At 69.6% G+C, this 19,145-nt stretch carries 14 protein-coding genes; 5 read left to right on the top strand and 9 right to left on the bottom strand.

The features are described 5' to 3' along the window. The first annotated feature begins 226 nt into the window (after positions 1–226). The 3 genes from ABJF88_03405 (at position 227) to ABJF88_03395 (ending at position 4,835) form a co-directional block, all read left to right on the top strand. Positions 227–1,561: a dicarboxylate/amino acid:cation symporter gene (locus ABJF88_03405; GenBank protein ID MEP0545952.1), complete on the top strand. Its 1,335-nt coding sequence runs from the start codon at positions 227–229 to the stop codon at positions 1,559–1,561. A gap of 119 nt (positions 1,562–1,680) precedes the next feature. Next, complete coding sequence (locus tag ABJF88_03400; protein MEP0545951.1) at positions 1,681–3,192, top strand: tetratricopeptide repeat protein; 1,512 nt, start codon at positions 1,681–1,683, stop codon at positions 3,190–3,192. 44 nt (positions 3,193–3,236) lie between these two features. Continuing rightward, on the top strand, positions 3,237–4,835 hold the full coding sequence (locus ABJF88_03395) for a T9SS type A sorting domain-containing protein (GenBank protein ID MEP0545950.1): 1,599 nt from the start codon (positions 3,237–3,239) through the stop codon (positions 4,833–4,835). 3 nt (positions 4,836–4,838) lie between these two features. Here ABJF88_03395 and ABJF88_03390 read toward each other — a convergent pair whose 3' ends face one another. The 7 genes from ABJF88_03390 to ABJF88_03360 all read right to left on the bottom strand — a co-directional run bounded on the left by ABJF88_03390 (position 4,839) and on the right by ABJF88_03360 (position 14,243). Continuing rightward, positions 4,839–5,900 carry a Gfo/Idh/MocA family oxidoreductase gene (locus ABJF88_03390; GenBank protein MEP0545949.1) on the bottom strand — a complete coding sequence of 354 codons (1,062 nt, stop codon included), beginning with the start codon at positions 5,898–5,900 and terminating at the stop codon, positions 4,839–4,841. Then, a complete protein-coding gene (locus tag ABJF88_03385; protein ID MEP0545948.1) occupies positions 5,897–7,144 on the bottom strand; it encodes a 1-acyl-sn-glycerol-3-phosphate acyltransferase in 1,248 nt (415 codons plus the stop codon). The genes ABJF88_03390 and ABJF88_03385 overlap by 4 nt, the downstream gene beginning before the upstream one ends. After that, positions 7,141–8,982, bottom strand: coding sequence for an AarF/UbiB family protein (locus ABJF88_03380; protein ID MEP0545947.1), 1,842 nt, complete (start codon positions 8,980–8,982; stop codon positions 7,141–7,143). Before ABJF88_03380 ends, ABJF88_03385 begins: the two co-directional genes overlap by 4 nt. Positions 8,983–9,464: 482 nt before the next feature. Continuing rightward, a complete protein-coding gene (arr, locus tag ABJF88_03375) occupies positions 9,465–9,896 on the bottom strand; it encodes an NAD(+)--rifampin ADP-ribosyltransferase (GenBank protein MEP0545946.1) in 432 nt (143 codons plus the stop codon). A 57-nt stretch (positions 9,897–9,953) separates the two neighbouring features. Then, positions 9,954–11,981 carry a cation:proton antiporter gene (locus ABJF88_03370; GenBank protein ID MEP0545945.1) on the bottom strand — a complete coding sequence of 676 codons (2,028 nt, stop codon included), beginning with the start codon at positions 11,979–11,981 and terminating at the stop codon, positions 9,954–9,956. A gap of 105 nt (positions 11,982–12,086) precedes the next feature. Next, the gene (locus tag ABJF88_03365; GenBank protein MEP0545944.1) at positions 12,087–13,631 is read right to left on the bottom strand and encodes a hydroxymethylglutaryl-CoA reductase; all 1,545 of its coding nucleotides are present in this window, start codon (positions 13,629–13,631) and stop codon (positions 12,087–12,089) included. Between the two features lie 135 nt (positions 13,632–13,766). Next, positions 13,767–14,243, bottom strand: a complete 477-nt coding sequence (locus ABJF88_03360) for a GNAT family N-acetyltransferase (GenBank protein MEP0545943.1) — start codon at positions 14,241–14,243, stop codon at positions 13,767–13,769. A gap of 244 nt (positions 14,244–14,487) precedes the next feature. Here ABJF88_03360 and ABJF88_03355 point away from each other — a divergent pair, with 244 nt between their 5' ends. After that, positions 14,488–15,192 carry a Fe-S cluster assembly protein HesB gene (locus tag ABJF88_03355; GenBank protein MEP0545942.1) on the top strand — a complete coding sequence of 235 codons (705 nt, stop codon included), beginning with the start codon at positions 14,488–14,490 and terminating at the stop codon, positions 15,190–15,192. A 16-nt stretch (positions 15,193–15,208) separates the two neighbouring features. On the opposite strand, the gene ABJF88_03350 is transcribed toward ABJF88_03355, so the two are convergent. Together ABJF88_03350 and ABJF88_03345 are read right to left on the bottom strand one after the other, a co-directional pair. After that, a complete protein-coding gene (locus ABJF88_03350; protein ID MEP0545941.1) occupies positions 15,209–15,553 on the bottom strand; it encodes a hypothetical protein in 345 nt (114 codons plus the stop codon). A 56-nt stretch (positions 15,554–15,609) separates the two neighbouring features. Then, a complete protein-coding gene (locus tag ABJF88_03345; protein ID MEP0545940.1) occupies positions 15,610–16,026 on the bottom strand; it encodes a YkvA family protein in 417 nt (138 codons plus the stop codon). Between the two features lie 91 nt (positions 16,027–16,117). On the opposite strand from ABJF88_03345, the gene ABJF88_03340 reads away from it, so the two are divergent. After that, the gene (locus ABJF88_03340) at positions 16,118–19,078 is read left to right on the top strand and encodes a glycosyl hydrolase (protein ID MEP0545939.1); all 2,961 of its coding nucleotides are present in this window, start codon (positions 16,118–16,120) and stop codon (positions 19,076–19,078) included. Positions 19,079–19,145: the final 67 nt, after the last annotated feature.

Here is a 19,145-nt window from a genome sequence, read left to right as displayed (position 1 = left end):
ACGGGCGAGGCACGCCTCGCCCCTACGGACGCCGTGGGAGAACGGGGGACCATTCCTCGGCCGGGCAGACACAGGGGTCTGCCCCTACGGGTGCCCGTGGTGAAGGTGTCCGTTGTCTTCTGTCCCCTGTCCACGGTCCACCGTCGTCTGCCCGTTGCATTCTGCCCTCTGCTCTCTGTCCGCTGTGCGTACTTTCTCGCGGCCTTCCTCCCTAACCTCCGCGCGCATGCCCTGGTACAAACAGCTCCACTGGCAGATCATCCTCGGCCTCGTCCTCGGCCTGATCTACGGCGTGATCGCGGCGGCGAACGGGTGGGGGCAGTTCACGAGCGATTGGATCGCGCCGTTCGGGACGATCTTCCTCAACGCGCTCAAGCTCATCGCCGTCCCGCTCGTTCTCGCCTCGCTTGTCCTCGGCGTCGCGTCGCTGAGCGACCTCCGCAAGCTCTCGCGCATCGGCGGGAAGACGATCCTGATCTACCTCGGCACGACGGCCGTCGCGGTGACGATCGGGCTCGTGATCGTGAACCTCCTCCAGCCTGGCGCTGCGATTCCCGACGCGCTCCAGGCCGAGCTCGGCGCGGCGTACTCCGGCGACCTCGCCTCGCGCGAGGCGGCGGCGGCGGCGGCGCAGTCCCGCGGCCCGCTCCAGTTCCTCGTCGACATCGTGCCGGGCAACGTCTTCGCGGCGTTCTCCGACAACGGGAATATGCTCCAGGTCGTGTTCGTCGCCCTCTTCATCGGCATCGGGCTGATCCAGATCCCGCGCGAGAAGGCCAAGCCGGTGCTCGACGTGGTCGAGGGGCTCAACGACCTCATCATTCGGCTCGTCGACGTCATCATGCTGATGGCGCCGATCGGCGTGTTCGCGCTCCTCGCCGGGACGATCACGCAGGTAGCGGGCGACGACATCAACCGGATCGTCGAGCTCGTCGGCGCGCTCGGCTACTACTGCCTCGCCGTCGTGCTCGGGCTCGCGATCCACATGCTCGTGACGTATGCGTTGCTCCTGAAGTCTTTCACCCCGATGTCGCTCGGGACGTTCTATCGTGGGATCGGCCCGGCCCAACTCGTCGCGTTCTCGACCTCGTCGAGCGGGGCGACGCTGCCGGTAACGATGGAACGGTGCGAGGAGAAGCTCGGCGTGAGCGAGGAGATCTCGTCGTTCGTGCTCCCGCTCGGGGCGACGATCAACATGGACGGGACGGCGCTCTACCAGGCCGTCGCTGCCGTGTTCATCGCCCAGGCTATCGGGCTCGACCTCCCGCTCGCCGCCCAGCTCACGATCGTCCTCACGGCCGTGCTCGCGTCGATCGGGACGGCGGCGGTGCCGGGCGCGGGCATCATCATGCTCGTGATCATCCTCCAGTCCGTCGAGGTCCCCGTCGCCGGCATAGCCCTCATCCTCGGCGTGGACCGCATCCTCGACATGCTCCGCACCGTGACGAACATCACGGGCGACGCGACGGTGGCGACGATGATCGCCGCGTCCGAAGGCCAGCTCGGCCCGCCCAACCTCGACCCCGCGCCCGATCACATCCGCGTCACGGCCGAAGCCTGAACGGGAACGCCCCACCGAGCGTCGCCCGATTATTGAAGTGAACGTGTTCGATTGAAAGCGCGATCTCACGCGCCGATACGTTACCCCTCTCCGCGCACCTCCATTCTTTTCCCTCTCCGATGCGGCTCCGCCTGCTCGCTCTCTTCGCCTTCTGGCTGGCCCTGCCTGCGGCCTTCGCCGCCACCGATCCGGGGCCGATGCTCGTGCGCGAGCCCGAAGCGGTGGCCCTCCTCGACCGCGGCCGGACGCAGATGATCGCTTTCCAACTCGACGCGGCGGAGGCGACGTTCGAGCGGCTCGGCGCGCAGCCCTCGGGGCGGCCGGCGGCGCTCCTCCACCTCTCGAAAGTGGCGTTGTGGCGGGCGATGATCCTGGAGCAGGATGCGCTCTACGACCGGTTTTTCGAGCGGAGCGATGCCCTGCTCGCCACTCTGGAATCGATGCCGGAGTCGCCGTGGCGGACGCATTTCCGCGCCGAGACCGAGCTGCACCGCGCCGTGATCCACGCGAAGAAGACGGAGTATGCCCGCGCCGCGTTCGCGCTCCGGCAGGCGTACAACCACTTCGAGAAGAACGTGACGGAGCACCCCGCCTTCTTCGAGTCGTCGTGGGGGATGGGGCTGTGCCACACGGCGGTCGGGCTCGTGCCGAAGAACTTCCGCTGGATGCTGAAGCTGATGGGGTTCGGCGGGACGGTGCAGGAGGGGCTGGCCGAGATGGAGGCGTCGGCCGCCCGGAGCGCGTATTACCGCGACGAGGCCTCGATGATCTTCGCCCTCACCGACCTCCTCGTCAACGACTCGAAGAAGGGCGGGATGGAGTACGTCGTGGCGATGCGGCGGCGGCATCCGACGAGCCCGCTCGTGAGCTACATCCACGGCTTCGCGCTCCTCACGCAGCGCGACGCGACGGGCGCGGAGACGGCGCTGCGCAACGCCGCGCGGCAGCTCCAGACGCCGGGGACGTTCACGATGCCCTACGTCGACTACTTCCTCGGTGAAGCCCTCTTCCGGCAGAACGAGTTCGCCGAAGCGGCGCGCTACTTCCAGCGCTACGTGAAGACGTTCCCGGGCCAAGCCCTGCTCGCGCAGGCGTACCTCCACGTCGGACTTTCGCTCGACATGACGGGCGATCGAGCCGGCGCGATTCGGGCCTACGAGCGTGTCCGCACGCGCGAGGACTACGACAGCGATGCCGCCGCGCTGCGGGAGGCGAAGGAGCGGATCGAGGCCCCGCTCACGCCTCGGGAGCGGGCGCTCCTCCTCGGCCGCAACGCCTTCGACGGCGGGCGCTACCGCGAAGCGGTGAAGGCCGTGCAGCCCGTCCTCGGCGATCAGCAGGCGCCGCCCATCGAGCGGGCCGAGGCGGCGTACCGCAGCGGCCGGGCCTATCAGGTGCTGAAGGAGTGGGACGAAGCGCTCCGCCACTACGAGTTCGCCATCAACCGCCCCGGCGACGACCTCGCGAAGTGGGGGCCGTGGTCCCTGTTTTACACCGGCGAAGTCCACGAAGCGATGGGCAACACGGCGGCGGCACGGTCGGCCTACGAGCGCGCCCTCGCCAACGAGCAGCCGTACGAGTACAACAAGGCGCTCCAGCAGCGCGCGAAGGCCGCGCTCGGTCGGCTCTGAGCGCGTCGAGTCCCATCGAGCCGCTGCACGACACGAAGTCCCCGATGCCCCGATTCCTCCTCGTATGGCTGGCCCTCACGCTGGGGAATGCGGCGCTGGCTCAGCGCATCGCGCCGCCGGCCGACACGCTCTACGCCGCCGATTACGACGCATTCACCTTCGTCGCGCCGCCCGCCGCGAGCGCGCTACGTGGGACGGCTCGGGCGCAGTTCGACCTCGACCTCTCCGGCTTCCCGCCCGCGGCGGAGGCGGCGTTTGCCTTCGCCGCCGGCATCTGGGCGACCCACATCGAATCGCCCATCCCGATCCGCGTGCGCGCCGTTTTCTCGTCGCTCGAAGCGCAGACGCTGGCCGCGACGGGCCCCGCGTGTGTCGAGGCAGGGCCCGAGCTTCCGGTCCCGAATACGTGGTACGCCGTGGCGCTCGCCGAAGCCATCCTCGGTGAAGACCTCAACCCGCTCGGCGCCGAGGTCTGCCCCGGCGTCGACATCACGGCGACGTTTAACAGCGACGTCGACTGGTACTTCGGGACAGATGGCAGCACCCCGCGCGGGAGGTACGACTTCGCTACCGTCGTGCTGCACGAGCTCGGGCACGGGCTCGGGTTCTTCGGCTCGTTCTCCGTGGTGACGGACGGGGAGGACGGCGCCTGCCCCGCGTTGCTCGGCGAGGTCAGTGTGGGGGAGGGGTGCTGGGGGTTCGGGTCCGATGCGCTGCGGCCCCTCATCTTCGATCGCTTCGCGGAGGACGCCACCGGCGTATCGCTCCTCGACACCAACGTGTATCCGAACCCGTCGCTCGCCCTCGGCACCGTGCTCCGCAGCGATGCCGTCTTCTTCGACGGGCCGAGCGCCACTCCGTCGAACGCGGCCGTTCCCATCGACCTCTTCGCCCCGTCGAACTTCGAGCCCGGCTCCAGCTTCTCCCACCTCGACGAAGCGGTGTCGCCGGCGGGCGACGCAAACTCGCTGATGACGCCGTTCCTCGCGCGCGCCGAGGCCATCTTCAGTCCGGGCCCGTTCACGTGCGCCATCTTCCGCGACATCGGGTGGCCGCTCGGCCCCGACTGCCGGGCGCTGCTCGAGGGCGGGCTCAGCAGCTTCACCGCCCGCGTAACGGAGGGTGACGTGGTGCTGACGTTCCGCCTCGGTCTCGACAGCGAGTTCGTCACGGCCGTGCTGGAGCAAGAAGGGGCGGATGGCCGCTTCGAGCCCGTCGATGTGGCGATCGCCCCGCTCGACCCGTCGGGGTCGGCGGCGTACACCGTGCGCGTGCCGGGGTTGGAGCAGGGCGTGTACGCCTTCCGCCTCCGTCTCACGCGAGCCGACGGCACCGAGGTCGTGAGCCAGCCGCTCGTCGTCTCGGTCCTCGACGGGGCGTTCGCCCTCGCCGTGTACCCCAACCCCTTCGCGGACGTGGCTACGGTCGAGGTGATCGTGGCGGATGCGCAGGACGTGCGGGTGGACGTCTACGACACGCTGGGCCGGCGGGTGGCGCAGCTGTTCGACGGGACCGTGGTGTCGTCGCCCACGGGCGCACTCGACCTCCGGTGGGATGGGCAAGGCCTCGCCGCCGGGGTCTACTTCGTCCGCGCCGTCGGCGAGACGTTCGGGGTCACGCGGACGGTGACGCGGATTCGGTGAGGGTCACAGGGTCACGACGCTCCGCGTCTCGCTCGACCGCCGTGCCGCTTCGATGACGGCGAGCCCCCGGACGGCGTCTTCGGGATCGACGGGCAGCGGCGAGCCGGTGCGCAGCGCGTCGCGGACGCCGGCGTAGAACGCGAGGTAGTCGCCGGGTTCGGTGGCGACGGACTCGGCCTCGTCGCCGCTGCGGATGTACCCCCACTGCTCCTCCGGCTCGTCGCTGAAGCCGGGCTCGTCGGGTGTGGCACCCGCGCGCAGCCGGTCCTCCTGCACGTCGAGGTCGTATTTCGTGTACGCCGCGCGGCTGCCGAGCGCGCGCATCCGGGGGCCGAGGTCGGCGGCGACGGCGCTCATCCAGAGGTGCGAGCGGACGCCGGATGTGTGCGTGAGCGCGACGAACACGTCGTCGTCCACGTCGCCGCGGCGGGCGTCGAGCTCGGCGTAGACGTCGCGGACCGGGCCGAAGAGCACGAGCGCCTGGTCGATGAGGTGCGCGCCGAGGTCGAAGAGCAGGCCGCCCGCCTCCTCCGGCGCGGCCTGCTGCCTCCACCCCGGCTTCGGGACCGGCCGCCACTTCTCGAACCGCGACTCGAACCGCTGCACGTCGCCGAGCGCACCCTCGCGCAGCAGCCGTTGCAGCGTGAGGAAGTCGCCATCCCACCGCCGATTGTGGAAGACGGTGAGCAAGAGGTTTCGCCGCTCGGCTTCGGCGATGAGGTGGCGGCCGTCGTCGACCGTCGGCGTAAGTGGCTTGTCGACGACGACACCGAGCCCGGCATCGAAAGCGGCGAGCGTGAGCGGGACGTGCGTCCGGTTCGGCGTCGCGAGCACGACGAGGTCGAGATCGTCGGCCCGCTCCCAGAGTCGTTCGGCCGACGGGACGATCAGTGCGCCGGGGTAGCGGTCGCGGGCCTGCTGCGCGCGCTCGGCGTTGCCGGTGACGACGGCGGCGAGGTCCATCCCCGGCGTCGCGGCGATGAGGGGGGCGTGGAACGCCGACCCGGCGAGGCCATAGCCGAGGAGGCCCACGCGGATCGGGCCGGCGGAGGAGGTCGGAGTCATGGTGTAGCGGAAGAGATGGGGAGCGGAGGGGACGCCTCGAGGGGCGGGAGCGGGAGGTCTTTGAGCGACCACCGGAACTCGCCCTGTTGCAGCCGGGCCGCGCGGCGCGCGAGACCACGGAACCCGCACGGCGGGCGACGCAGGCGGCGCAAGAGCGCGAGCAGCGGCCAACCGAGCACGGGGACGTACCACGCGAACAGGTCCCAATCGCGGAACCGGCGGCGTGAAGAAGCCCCTTCTTTCAGATCGCGTTCGAGCCGGAGGAACGGACCAGGCCAGCCCGTCGGGAGAAGCCGTAAGAGGCGGCGGCGCTGCCGCCAGAGCGAGGGACCGAGGCTCCGCACGTCGAACGGCGCGCGGCCGTGCACGGCGACCTGCCGGTCGAGCTCCGCCTGCATCTGCTCGCGCAGCCGCTCGGCCACGGCCTCGGCCTCGGACCGTGTCGGGCGGCTCGGGTCCGCCGCCCCGGCGTCGCGCAGCCAGCTCCGCACATCGACGGGCTCGGTGACGACGTACCGCAGCTTGCACGGGAGTGCGAAGTACCACAACACCGGGACGAGGCCGAGGAGGATCACCGGGAACGGGAAGAACGGGACGTGGAGCCACCGCTGCACGAAGCGGTTCGCGCGCCGCGTCGTGTACCCGAACGGTGCCGCCCACTCCGCGCCGACGACGTGGACCGGGACGACGGGCGCATCGTGCCGGGCCGCGAGCTTCACGAACGCGGGCGAAAACGGTTGGAGTCGGTAGCGTTGATCGAATCCCTTCGCGATTCCGTCGGCGCCCTCTGGGAAGTAGAGGGCGCGGGTGCCGCGCGCGAGCAGCCGGTCCATGTTCGTGACCGTGGTGTCGACGCCGCCGCAGCGCCGCCAGAAGTCGTCGAGTCCGAGGAAGCGGGTCCACCACGCGAGCGAGATCTCGCGCTCGAAGAGGGTGCGGAGCTTCCGCTCGGGGCCGGGCCGGCCGTCGCGCCGCCAGAGGAGCGTGTCGAGCACCATCGCGTCGTGGGGGAAGCCACTGCCGCTGTGGTTCGCCGCGAGGAGGGCCGGTCCTTCGGTCGGGAGGTGCTCGGCCCCGACAACGTGGGCGCGGAAGTAATGGTCGATGACGGGCTCGTACGCCGCCGTGACGGCGTGGTGGAACGGCGCGTCGTAGGGCTCCCACGTCGCCGTGCCGGGGGCGAAGGGCGGTCCTGTGCCGACGGTCGGCGGGAGGTCGCGGACGTAGGACGGGGCGGGCTTCACCGGCTCCGCGCCCCCAGCCCGAACACGACGGCGAGGCCGAAGAGCGGGACCCACAGCCACCACGGCCCGCCGAGTCCGGCGACGAGCGATCCGCCCAGGAGGGAGAACCCCGAGAGGAGGGTGCTCTTCACCCCGTCGAGCGGGTTCGGGGGCGGGCGCTTCACGCGGTGCTCGACGAACCGGATCGCGTCGGAGAGCAAGACCGGCGCGTGCACCATCAGGTCCACGAGCTCGGGCAGTCCGCGCAGGCTCTCTTTCCCGAGGGCGAGCGGGTTGAACTTCTCGACGAACGTCTTATTCGCGTGCCGCTGCGAGAGCTTCGCTACGTCGAAGTCGGGGATGAGCGCGTGGCCGACGGCCTCGAACGTGACCAGCGCCTTCACCATGAGCACGAGTTCGACGGGGAAGTAGACGCGGTACCGGCCGCCGAGCGAGACCGACTCCATCACCATCTGCCCGAGCGAGTAGTCGCTGAAGTTCGCGGCGCGCTGGAAGCGGCGGCACACCTCGGCGACGGCCTTGCGGAAGCCGTCCACGTTTCCGCCGGGGCCGGGCTCGGCGACGGAGGCGAGGTAGCGCGCGGCGTTCTCGGCGTCGCCCGTGACGAGCGAGTAGTAGTAGTACATCAGCGTCCGTCGCAGCTCGCCGTCGAAGTAGCCGACCATCCCGAGGTCGATGAAGCCGAGCTGCGGCTCGCCGTGGGGGCCGCGCAGGATGAAGAGGTTGCCGGGGTGGAGGTCGGCGTGGAAAAAGCCGTCGCGGTAGAGCATCCGGATGATCGACTCCGCGCCGAGGTCGATCACGGCCTCGCGGTCTTCGAGCGGGAGCCGCTGCGCCGCCGTGCTGTCCGGCCGCAGCCCGTCGAACCGTTCCATCGTCATCACGGACCGGCTGCTGAAGGCGGGGTAGATGCGGGGGAAGCGAATGCCGGGGAGGTCGGCGAAGTTGAGCGCGAACTGCCGCGCGTTGTCGGCCTCGCGCCGGAGGTCGACCTCGCGAAGCGTGTACTCGGTGAACTCGTCGATCACCCGCTTCGGCTGGTACTTCGCGAAGAAGAGCTGGAGGAACGAGCCGAAGAAGCCGAGCAGCCGGGCGTCCCGTTTGAGGATCTCGCCGATGTTCGGCTTGACGACTTTGATGATGACGTCGTCGCCGTCGACGGTCCGGGCCCGGTGGATCTGCGCGATCGACGCGCTGCCGAGCGGATGCTCGTCGATCCACGCGAACATCGTGTCGATGGGGCGGCCGAGCCCCCCCGCGACAAGCTCGCGGTAGCGCGCGAACGGGACGACGGGGAGGCGGTCGAGGAGGTGCTGGAGCTCCGCCGTGATGAACGGCGGGAAGATGTCGGTGCGGAGCGCGAGGACCTGCCCGAGCTTGATGTACGTCGGCCCGAGGATTTCGAGGCGGCGGCGGAGCTGGACTTCGAGCGGGAGCGCGCGGAGGTCCTTCCGCACGAACGGCCGGAGGAAGAACGCGGCGACCTGGATCAGGAAGAGCGGGAACCCCTTGACGAAGTCGAACTGCTCGCGGTCGCGGGCGACGGCGATCGCGGCACCGTAGATCAGCCCGATGGCGTGGCGCCACGTCGTGAGGAAGCGGCGGACGAGGCTCGGCGGCGGCCCCTCTTCGAGCACCTCGAAGCCGGACGGCGGGACGGCTGGGCTGATCGGTGGTGGATCGGGCGGGGGCTGTACCGGCCGCGCCTCGGGCAGGGTACGAGGGAGCGACTCGGGCGGCGGGCCGTGGCCGACGTCGCCCCCGCCGGAACGGGCGGCCTCGAACGCCGCGTCGAGCGCGTCGTCGTCGAGCGGGCGGGGAGGAGGCGTGTCGGGCATGGAAGGGACCGGATGGTGCGCAAAATACGTCGAGGCGCCCGACGGCTCGTGCCCTTCGGCGCGCACCGGCCGAGGTAGGGGCGAGGCATGCCTCGCCCCTACGCCAACGGCCACGCCGCCGCGCGACGAACTGTGGACCGCTTGCTCTGTTGAGAAGCTCTCCACTTTGTCATCCCGAGCGGAACGGAGTGGAGCCGAGGGATCTCTGCGGGCACGGTTTCAACAGTCCGTTGCGGGTTTCCCCGGAAAGATGGGCTTCGCCGAGCCTTCGGGACGAGTCCCTACGGGTTCTTCGACTCCGGCCTGCGGCCTCTGCTCAGGATGACACCCATTCGAGCTTCTCAACAGAGCATGGACCGCTCAGCCGCAGCGCGCTGACTGGTCGGTAGGACGAGGCAGTGTAGACACCGCCGCTCGAAAGAGGCAAGGACGCTCGTACGTGCTGTCAGCCTGCAGCGGTAGGTTCTGCCGCGCCGGAGCTATCACGCCTCGTCGTTCAGCGACTTGACCCCTTGCTCTTTCAGCTTGTTTAGGCCGTCTTTCATCGCTTCGACTTGCTCCGGCGGATGCCCCTGCCACACGCCGACCTCTCCGATGACCCTGAACGAGTGCGTGGACCGATACGACATCGTGGGGTTGCCGGGAAACTTCCGGTCCGTCAGGTCGGGGTCGTCCTCAACGGGGCCGGTCGCCTCCACTAGGTAGATCCTCTCGCGCCCATCTCCGAAAGCGAGTTCGGCCCCCCAGATCGCGGCGTCGAGGGTCGCGGTCAAGAAGATGTACCCTGCGTTGTTCCTCTGGCCGAAGTTCGACGCGAAGCCGACCTCAATCAGATCCCCAACCCGGAGGTCAGCCTTCGTTCCGTGGAAGTACGTCTGGGCGAACGGGGTCGCTCGGGACTCGTCAGAGTTCATACTTCCGTGAGGCGATGGTGGAGGAAGAGGAGCGGGGCAGAGTCACGGGATGGGGGATTACGTCTCGGCGTCGGCGGGGCGGGCGACGGGGGGGCGGAAGAGGTCGGCGCAGGCGGCGAAGTGCTCGGCGAGGCCGACGAGGATGAGGCGGTCGCCGGCCTCGACGCGGAAGTTGCCGGCGGGGCTCGCGATCGTCTGATCGCCCCGGCGAACGGCGAGCACGGTGATGCTGTGGTCGCGGCGCAGGGCGAGGGCTTCGAGCGTCTCGCCCGCGGCGGGTGCCCCCGCCCGCACGGCGACGGCGCGCGTGTGCATCCCCTCCTCGTCGAGGCCCTGCAACACCATGAGGTGCGCCTCCTGGATGCTCCCGCGCAGCACGCCGTAGTCCTCGGCGCGGAGGGCGCGCGCCTTCCGCTCGATTTCCTCGGGCGGCACCATGTACGATCCGAGGACGTGCGAGAAGATCCGCACCGTCGTCTCCATCTCCTCGGGCACGACGATGTCCGCGCCGACCTCGTGGAGCCGCTCAATGTCGGCGAGGAACCGCGTCCGGGCGACGATCTGGAGCGTGGGGTTGAGGAAGCGCGCGAGCTGGATGATGCGCGGCGACGCCGCCGGATCGTTGATGACGACGACGGCGAGCTTGGCTGTCTCGACGCCCGCGAGTTCGAGGATGTGCTGCCGCGTCGCGTCGCCGTAGATGGCGCGGACGCCCGCGTCGTTCATCGTCTTCACCGACTCCGGGTTCATCTCGAGCACGACGAACGGGATGCCTGTGTCGCGGAGCACCTGGACGAGGCGGCGGCCGGCCGGGCCGTAGCCGACGACGATCACGTGGTCTTCGAGCTCCGGCTCGTCGGCGGCCTCCTCCACGGGATCGACGGAGGCCCCGAGGCGGCGGAGCGGCGTCCGCGCGAGGGCGGTGCCGAGACGGGGGCCGGTCTGGATGAGGAGCGGCGTCAGCAGCATTAGCAGGACCGTCGACGCGATGAACACCTGCTCGCCCGTATCGCCGAGCCCGGCGGGGGAGAGGCCCGCCGCGCGGCCCGCCCGCTCCAGCACGAACGAGAACTCCCCGATCTGCGCGAGCGTCAGCCCCGTCGCCGCCGCGATCCGCACGGGGTAGCCCAGGGCGAGCACGCCCGCCGACGCCGTCACGAGCTTGACGACGACGACGACGGCGGCGACGGCGAGGACGAGGCCCAGGTTTGAGAGGAAGAACGAGAGGTCGAGCAGCATCCCCACCGACACGAAGAACACGGCGTTGAAGATCGTCCGCAGCGGAAGGACTTCGCTGAGCGCCTGCTCGCTGTACTCGCTCTCGCTCACGACGAGCCCGGCGAGGAACGCCCCGAGCGCGAGGCTGACCCCGGCGAGGCTCGACACCGCCGCCGTCCCGAAGCACACGGCGACGACGGTGAGGAGGAACAGCTCCTGCCGCCGCGTCCGCGCGATCTTGTCGAGGAGCCACGGCACGCCGCGGCGCGCGAGCACGAGCACGGCGGCGATGAGGAGGGCCGCTTTCGCGAGGACCCACAGGAACTCGCCCGTCGTCCCGCCCTGCCCGGCGAGGAGCGGCACGAGCAGCACCATCACGACGATGGCGAGGTCCTGGAAGATGAGGAGCGCGAGCGAGAGCTGGCCCGACGGCGTGTCCGACTCCGCCCGCTCGGCGAGGAGTCCGAGCACGATCGCCGTGCTGCTCAGCGCGACGAGGCAGCCCGTGTACACCCCGCTCTGCCACGTCCCGCCGAATGCCACGAGCGCCGCCGTGATGAGCGCGATCGTGATCCCGACCTGGAGCCCGCCGCCGACGAAGATCGCGCTGCCCAGCTTCGCCAGCTTCGTCAGGCTGAACTCGACGCCGATCGTGAACAGCAGCAGGATCACGCCGACTTCGGCGAGGACGTCCACCAACTCTTGCTCGGACACCAGCCCGAGCGCGTGGGGCCCGATGAGCACGCCCGCGATCAGGAACCCCGCGATGGGGACGAGCTTGAGCCGGTAGCAGAGGTACGCGATCGCCACGCTCGCGGCGAAGAGCGCGACGAGTTCGTTGAGGAAGGGGATCGTGACGGCGAGCACAGGCAGGACAGGCGAGGAGAAGAATGGACTGCAACATACGCGGAGGGGCGGCCAGCCAGCCGCCCCTCCGGTGCAAAGAATCGGGCTAAATCCAGAGCCGGTACGCTAGCGGTTGCGGCCGTACTGCTCGTGGCTCGATACCCAGTCGTTCGACGAGATGGCGGAGGCGAGCGAGATCTCGCCCGCGAGCACGACGCCGGCGATGATCTCGGCCAGCTTCTTCGCTTTCCCCCGGCCCACGCAGCCGAGCATCTTCAGGCACTCCTGCTGCGTCGCCCCGCCCGTCCCGCCGCCATGCGTCGCGATGATGAGCGACGGGATCGTGATCGACATGTAGAGGTCTTCGTCGGGCGTGAGGTCGCAGTAGAGCAGGGCGGCTGAGGACTCCGAGACGTTCGCCACGTCCTGCCCCGTCGCCATGAACATGGCCGTGATGCCATTCGGCGAGTGGAGCCCGTTGTTGTTGGCCCCGGAGAGGATCGACCCGATCGCGCCGGCAATGCCCCAGTGGTAGTAGAGCCCCTTCGGCTCGACGCGCATGTGCTGGCGCAGGACTTCGGCCTTGATCGTGCACTCGGCCGTGACGCGCTTGCCGCGCGTCCGCATGATGTTCACCTGGCTCGCCTTCTTGTCGGTGGCGAAGTTGCTCTCGAGGAAGAAGCGGCGGATTGTGTCGTTGTTGTCGAGGATCCACGAGCACGCGGCGAAGGTGGCGCGGCCGACCATGTTCTGCCCGGCGGCGTCGCCCGTCGTGAAGTTGAAGCGGCAAAAGGCGAAGTTGTTGGAGAGGTACGTGTCGATGAACACGAGTTTGCCGACGCTCGTCGTCCCTTCGGCGGCTTCGCGGATGGGGCCCATGTTGTGGTTCAACCACTCCTTGAAGTCGCGGGCCTCGCGGGCGGACTCGAAGATGAACACGGGCGCGCGCTGCATGCAGTCCTCAGAGACGGTGCACTTCACGCCGCCGGACATGTTGAGCACCTTCATCCCCCGGTTGTACGAGGCGACGAGGGTGCCCTCGGTCGTGGCGAGCGGGATGAGGAAGTCGCCCTGGGCGTGCTCGCCGTGGACCGTGATCGGTCCCGCGATGCCGAGCGGGATCTGCGCCACGCCGATGAAGCTCTCGACATTCCCCTGCAAGGCGTGCGGGTCGAACGAGTAGTGCGGGACGTGCTCCAGCTTCGTCCCCGTGAACTCCTCGACGAACTGCTGCCGCTCGGCGATGGCGTCCTCGGAGTAGTCGTCCTCGGTGTCGCGCGGGATACGGACGCGGTTCTCGTCGCGCTCGGTCACGGCGTCTTTCACCTTGAACGAGAGCTTCCCGAAGCCGTCCGTGTCGAAGCCGATCTGGATGTGGTGGACGCCGTCGCCGAGGTCCGTGTCGCGGGCTTTGAGGTGGATCACCTCGCGGAGCGGGAGCGGGATCGGCCGATCCGGCGAGAGGGCGGACGCGGGCCGCGTGGTGCCGTCGGAGAGCTCCAGCGAGAGGCGGTCCGCCGGGATCGTCGTGCCGTCGATGCTGACCTCGGTGAGCCGGAGGAGCGTGACGTCGGAGAGCCGGTTCTTGAGGCTGAAGCGGACCCCGCCGTTCTCGCGAGCGAGACTGCCGAACGTGTAGAGCTGGCGGAGGACGAGCGAAGGGATTTTCATGGCGACGAGGTCAGGCGGGGGAGGAGGACGAGCACGGGGTAACCGCACGGGGGGAAGCAGGATAACAGCAGGCTTGCCGGATTGTCAATCGGATGGCACGTACGGAGCGGAATGCTGCGGAGCGTCACCTTCCGGTTAGCCGGCGCGGCGCACGTCTTTCCACATGACGAAGTGCGGCCCGATGCCCGCGATGTCGAACTCGTCGCCGACCGCTGCGAAGCCGAGGCGTTCGTAGAAGCCCAGCGCGCCGAGGCGGGCGTTGCACCACAGCACCTCGGCCCCGGCGCCGCGGACGTGTTCGATGCACCGCGTGAGCACGGCGCGCCCGAGGCCCGACCCTTGCAGCGTCGCGCGCGTCGCCATGCCGCGCAGACGGAAGGCGTTGCCCGGATCGAAGTCCACGTCGGAAAGCAACGCGGCCGATTCGGGCGGCATCGGCTCGGGGTAGACGGTGGCGATCCCGACGATCTCGCCGTCCACGAAGGCGCCGGCGTGGAAGCTGCTGGGCGCGTCGTCGCCGGGGTAGACGAGGGAGTCGGGGGGCTGGCCGGGGCGGAGGATTTCGCTGCGCAGCGGGCGTGTTTCGGCGGGGGAGATCGGACGGACGGTCATCGGCGAGTACGTCATGGGCGAGCAAGAAACCCGAGGTGCGCCCTATCCTGTTGTCATCCTGAACGCAGGGAAGGATCTGTCCTGCGAGGCGTTTCGTGGCGAGGGAGATCCTTCGCGTCGCTCAGGATGACAGGAGAAGTGGGGCGGTGCTATTCCGCACAACTCGGGCTGAGAAACGAAACTACGGAAGCGGGCTCACCCGGCGGATGGGCAACCCGCTCGGAGCGCGAGCGTGTGATCAACCATGTCATCCTCTCCCGATCCCGCGCTCCGCGCGAAGGCGCTCGCCGTCCACGACCGGCTGTGCGCGGCCTATGAATGCCCGGTCCCGTTCTTCTCGGACAAGGACCCGCTCAGCGAACTCGTCTCCGCACTCCTCTCGCACCGCACTAAAAACCGCGATTCCGGTCGCGCCTACGCCTGCCTCCGCGAGCGCTTCCCGACGTGGGAGGCCGTCCGCGACGCGCCCACCGCCGAGGTCGAAGCGGCCGTGTCGGCGTGCACGTGGCCCGAGCAGAAAGCGCCACGCGTCCAATCCGTCCTCCGCGCCATCACCGACGAGTGCGGCGAGCTCTCGCTGGGTTTCCTCGCTGACCTCCCCGTGTCCGAGGCGCGGGCGTGGCTCGAACGGCTGAAGGGCGTCGGACCGAAAACGAGCGCGGCGACACTCCTCTTCAGCGAATTGCGCCGCCCGGCGCTGCCGGTGGACAGCCATCATCACCGCGTCGCGCAGCGGCTCGGGCTCATCCCGGAATCCATGCCCGTCGGCCCGGCGCACGACGCCCTCGCGGCGCTCATGCCCGCCGAGTGGGACGCCCGCACGGTGTACGACCACCACGAAGTGTTCATGCTCCACGGGCAGCGGTGCTGCTTCTGGAAGAACCCCGCGTGCCCGCGCTGCCCCGTCCTCGACCTCTGCCCGACGGGGCAGGCGCGGACGGCGTCGTGACCTCAGTATCGTGAACTCAACGCCGGACGATGCCGAGGGCGCGGCCGGTCCCGCAGTCTACCTGCAAGAGATAGTCGTCGTCGAGGCCGTAGCGGCCGTCGGGGACTTCGTAGAGGCCGCGGCCCGGTGTAGACTCGAAGAGGATCAGCCGCGTCCCGTCGCGCGGGTCCACGAGCGGGCTGCGGCACGCGCTGCCCGGCGCGGGCTCCGTCGTCTCCGCGCTGTCGAAGGCACCGACGACGAAGTGGTCGGGGAGGTCGGGCGAGGTGGCGGGGAGGACGGTGCGCTCGGTGGCGCAGCCGGCCGGGAGCACGAGAAATGCGACGCACAGCGCGCGGGCGCGCGAGAGGGAGCGGGGCATCGGGGTAAGACGCTCGGCGTGGCAGGTCCCCAGAGGCTTCGGCTCCGGGCGTACGGCTACGAAGTTAGGAAGCGTTCGACTTCCCACGCGCGGAAAATCTCTAGCTCCTGCTGGAGCGTCCGCAGCACGTAGCCCACGACGGCCGCGTCGTCGAGGTAGCCGATGACGGGGAGGAAGTCGGGGATGAGGTCGAGCGGGTTGAGGAAGTAGAGCACGGCCGCGACGACGAGGACGATCGACTTGAGCGGGACGCGGCGGTAGTCGCCCGAGGCCCACGCCCGCGCGAGGCGGAGCAGTACGGGGAGGTCGGCACCGATGCGGCCGATGTCCTTCCGGTGCTCGGAGATCTTGTGGAAGGCGTCGCGGACGACGCCGCGAACGCGCTCGGGGTCGCGCGTGACGTCTTCGGCTTCGTCCTCGAAGCGGGAGAATCCTTTGGGGCGGCCGGAGGAGGAGAATCGCTTGAGAAGCATGGGGTCGGGAAGGGCAAGAAAGAGGGGTTGTGCCTATCATTCGGCGGCGCCCCGCCAAGATACGAGACGACCTCCCCTTCGCCCGCTGCCCATGCTCCGCCTCGCCCCGCTCGCGCTTTGCCTCGCCCTCCTCACCCCGGCCTCCGCTGCGCAGCCGTCCGAAGCTGCGGATGCGCTCGAACGACCGAACGCCGTCGCCCCGACCCCGGCCGACGCCCGCCTCGCCGGGTTCGCTGCCCGCCGGGCACTGCGCGACCGCTCGCTCGTCAACAACGTCCCCTTCCGTAGCGTTGGCCCGACGGTGATGAGCGGGCGCGTCACCGACGTCGACGTCTCGCCCTTCGACCCGACGACGTTCTACGTCGCCTACGCCTCGGGCGGGCTGTGGCGGACGACGAGCGGCGGCGCTTCCTTCGAGCCGCTCTTCGACGATCAGGCCGTGATGACGCTCGGCGACATCGCCGTGGACTGGCGCGACGCCGAGGGCGACGGCGAGACGATCTGGCTCGGGACCGGCGAGAATAATTCGAGCCGCTCCTCGTATGCCGGGGCCGGCATCTACAAGAGCACGGATGGCGGGGCCACGTGGCAGCACCTCGGCCTCGCCGACACCGAGCACACCGGCCGCATCATCATCCACCCCGACGACCCGGAGACGGCCTACGTTGCCGCGCTCGGTCCGCTCTATTCGCCGAGCCCCGACCGCGGCCTCTACAAGACGACCGACGGCGGCGCGACGTGGACGCAGACGCTCTTCGTGAACGACGACGCCGGCATCGTCGACCTCGTCATCGACCCGGCCGACCCCGACGTGCTCTACGCCTCGGCGTGGGAGCGGACGCGGCGGGCGTGGGACTTCACCGAGGCCGGCGCGGGCTCGGGCATCTACAAATCGACGGACGGCGGCGACACGTGGACGCTCGTGACGACCCCGGCGAGCGGCTTCCCGACGGGCGAGACGGTCGGGCGGATCGGCCTCACGGTCTATCCGGGCATTCCCCAAGTGCTCTTCGCCTCGCTCGACAACCAGGCCCGGCGGCCCGACGAGGAGGACGAGGACGCGCCGACGCTGACGAAGGACGCGCTCCGCACGATGAGCCGCGCCACGTTCCTCGCTCTCGCTGAGGAGGAGCTGAACGAGTACCTCGATCGCAACGGCTTCCCGCTCTCGTACACCGCGCAGTCGCTCATCGAGATGGTGGAGGACGGGAGGCTGGAGCCCGTCGCGCTCGTCGACTACCTCGAAGACGCGAACGCCCAGCTCTTCGACACGCCGGTCGTCGGGGCCGAGGTCTACCGATCCGACGACGGCGGCGCGACGTGGGCGCGCACGCACGACGACTACATCGACGACCTGTTCTTCTCCTACGGCTACTACTTCGGCGAAATCCGCGTCGCGCCCGACGACCCCGACCGGCTCTGGCTCCTCGGCGTCCCGCTCGTCGTCTCCACCGATGGCGGCGTGACGTGGAAGGCGGTGGACGGCGACCACGTCCACGCCGACCACCACGCGCTCTACGTCAACCCGAACAAGCCCGGCCACCTCGTCAACGGCAACGATGGCGGGATCAACATTTCGTATGACGGCGGCGACTCGTGGTTCAAGGCCAACAGTCCGGCCGTCGGGCAGTTCTATACCGTCGCCGTGGATACGCAGGAGCCGTACCACGTCTACGGCGGGCTGCAGGACAACGGCGTCTGGGCCGGCCCGCACACGCACGACCCGTCAGATGCCGGCTGGCGCGCCTCGGGCGACTACGCCTTCGACTGGATCATGGGCGGCGACGGGATGCAGGTCGAGATCGACACGCGGACGAACAACACCGTCTACACCGGATTCCAGTTCGGCAACTACTTCCGCCTCGACCGGCCCGCGCCGGGGGCGGAGTACGAAAGCACCCGGATCACGCCCGAGCACGACCTCGGCGAGCGCCCGCTCCGGTTCAACTGGCAGACGCCGATCCACCTCTCGCGCCACAACCAGGACATCCTCTACCTCGGCTCGCAGAAGCTCCACCGCTCGCTCGACCGGGGCGATACGTGGGAGGCGATCTCCGCCGACCTCACGCGCGGCGGGATCGCGGGCGACGTGCCCTACGGCACGCTCACGAGCATCGCCGAGTCGCCCCGACGCTTCGGGCTGATCGCGGTTGGCAGCGACGACGGGCTCGTGCACGTCACCGAAGACGGCGGGCACCGCTGGACGAACGTCTCCGCCGGCCTGCCCCCGGACTTGTGGGTCAGCCGTGTCGTCACGTCGGCGCACGACACCGAGCGGCTCTACGCCGCGCTCAACGGCTATCGCTGGGACCACTTCGACGCCTACGTCTACCGCTCCGACGACCTCGGCGCGACGTGGCAGCGGATCGGCACCGACCTCCCGGCCGAGCCCGTGAACGTGATCGTCGAGGACCCGGAGAACGCCGACCTGCTCTTCGTCGGAACGGATCACGGGCTCTACGCGAGCCTCGACGGCGGCGCCACGTTCATGACGATGATGGGCTCCGGCGCGGCGAGCGGGCTCCCGAACGCGCCCGTCCACGACGCCGTGATTCACGCGGGCGCCGCCGATCTCGTCGTCGGCACGCACGGCCGGTCGATCTGGATCGCCGATCTCGAACACGTCCGCGCGCTGACGGCGGAGGCTGTGGCGGATGGGCTACAGCTGTTCGAGATCGAGTCGGTCCGCCACAGCGAGGGCTGGGGCGACCGGGGCTGGGCGTGGAACGAGCCGAGCCGGCCCGAGGTCGCGATCACGTACTTCGCGCCCGCCGCCGGCCAGGCCACCCTCACCGTCACCGACTCGACCGGCACCCTCCTCAGTGCCACGTTCGACGACGCCGAGCGCGGCCTGAACACGGCGACGTACAACCTGACCGTCGATCCCGACGAAGTCCGCGATGAGCAGGAGGAGGCCGACGACGGCCGCGTCTACCTCACGCCCGGCAGCTACACCGTGACGCTCACCCTCGGCGAGGAGACCGTGACGGAGACGCTGACGGTGGAGGCGGGGCCGGAGAAACCGGCGCGCGGCCGGAAGAAAACGCCCTGACTGTCATTGCGAGGAGGCCGACAGGCCGACGCGGCAATCTCCGTACGACTAGCTGGCCGAAGGAGAT

This window comes from Rhodothermales bacterium (assembly GCA_039944855.1).
GTDB lineage: Bacteria > Bacteroidota > Rhodothermia > Rhodothermales > JANQRZ01 > JBBSMX01.
This window is presented reverse-complemented; position numbering and strand designations above follow the sequence as displayed.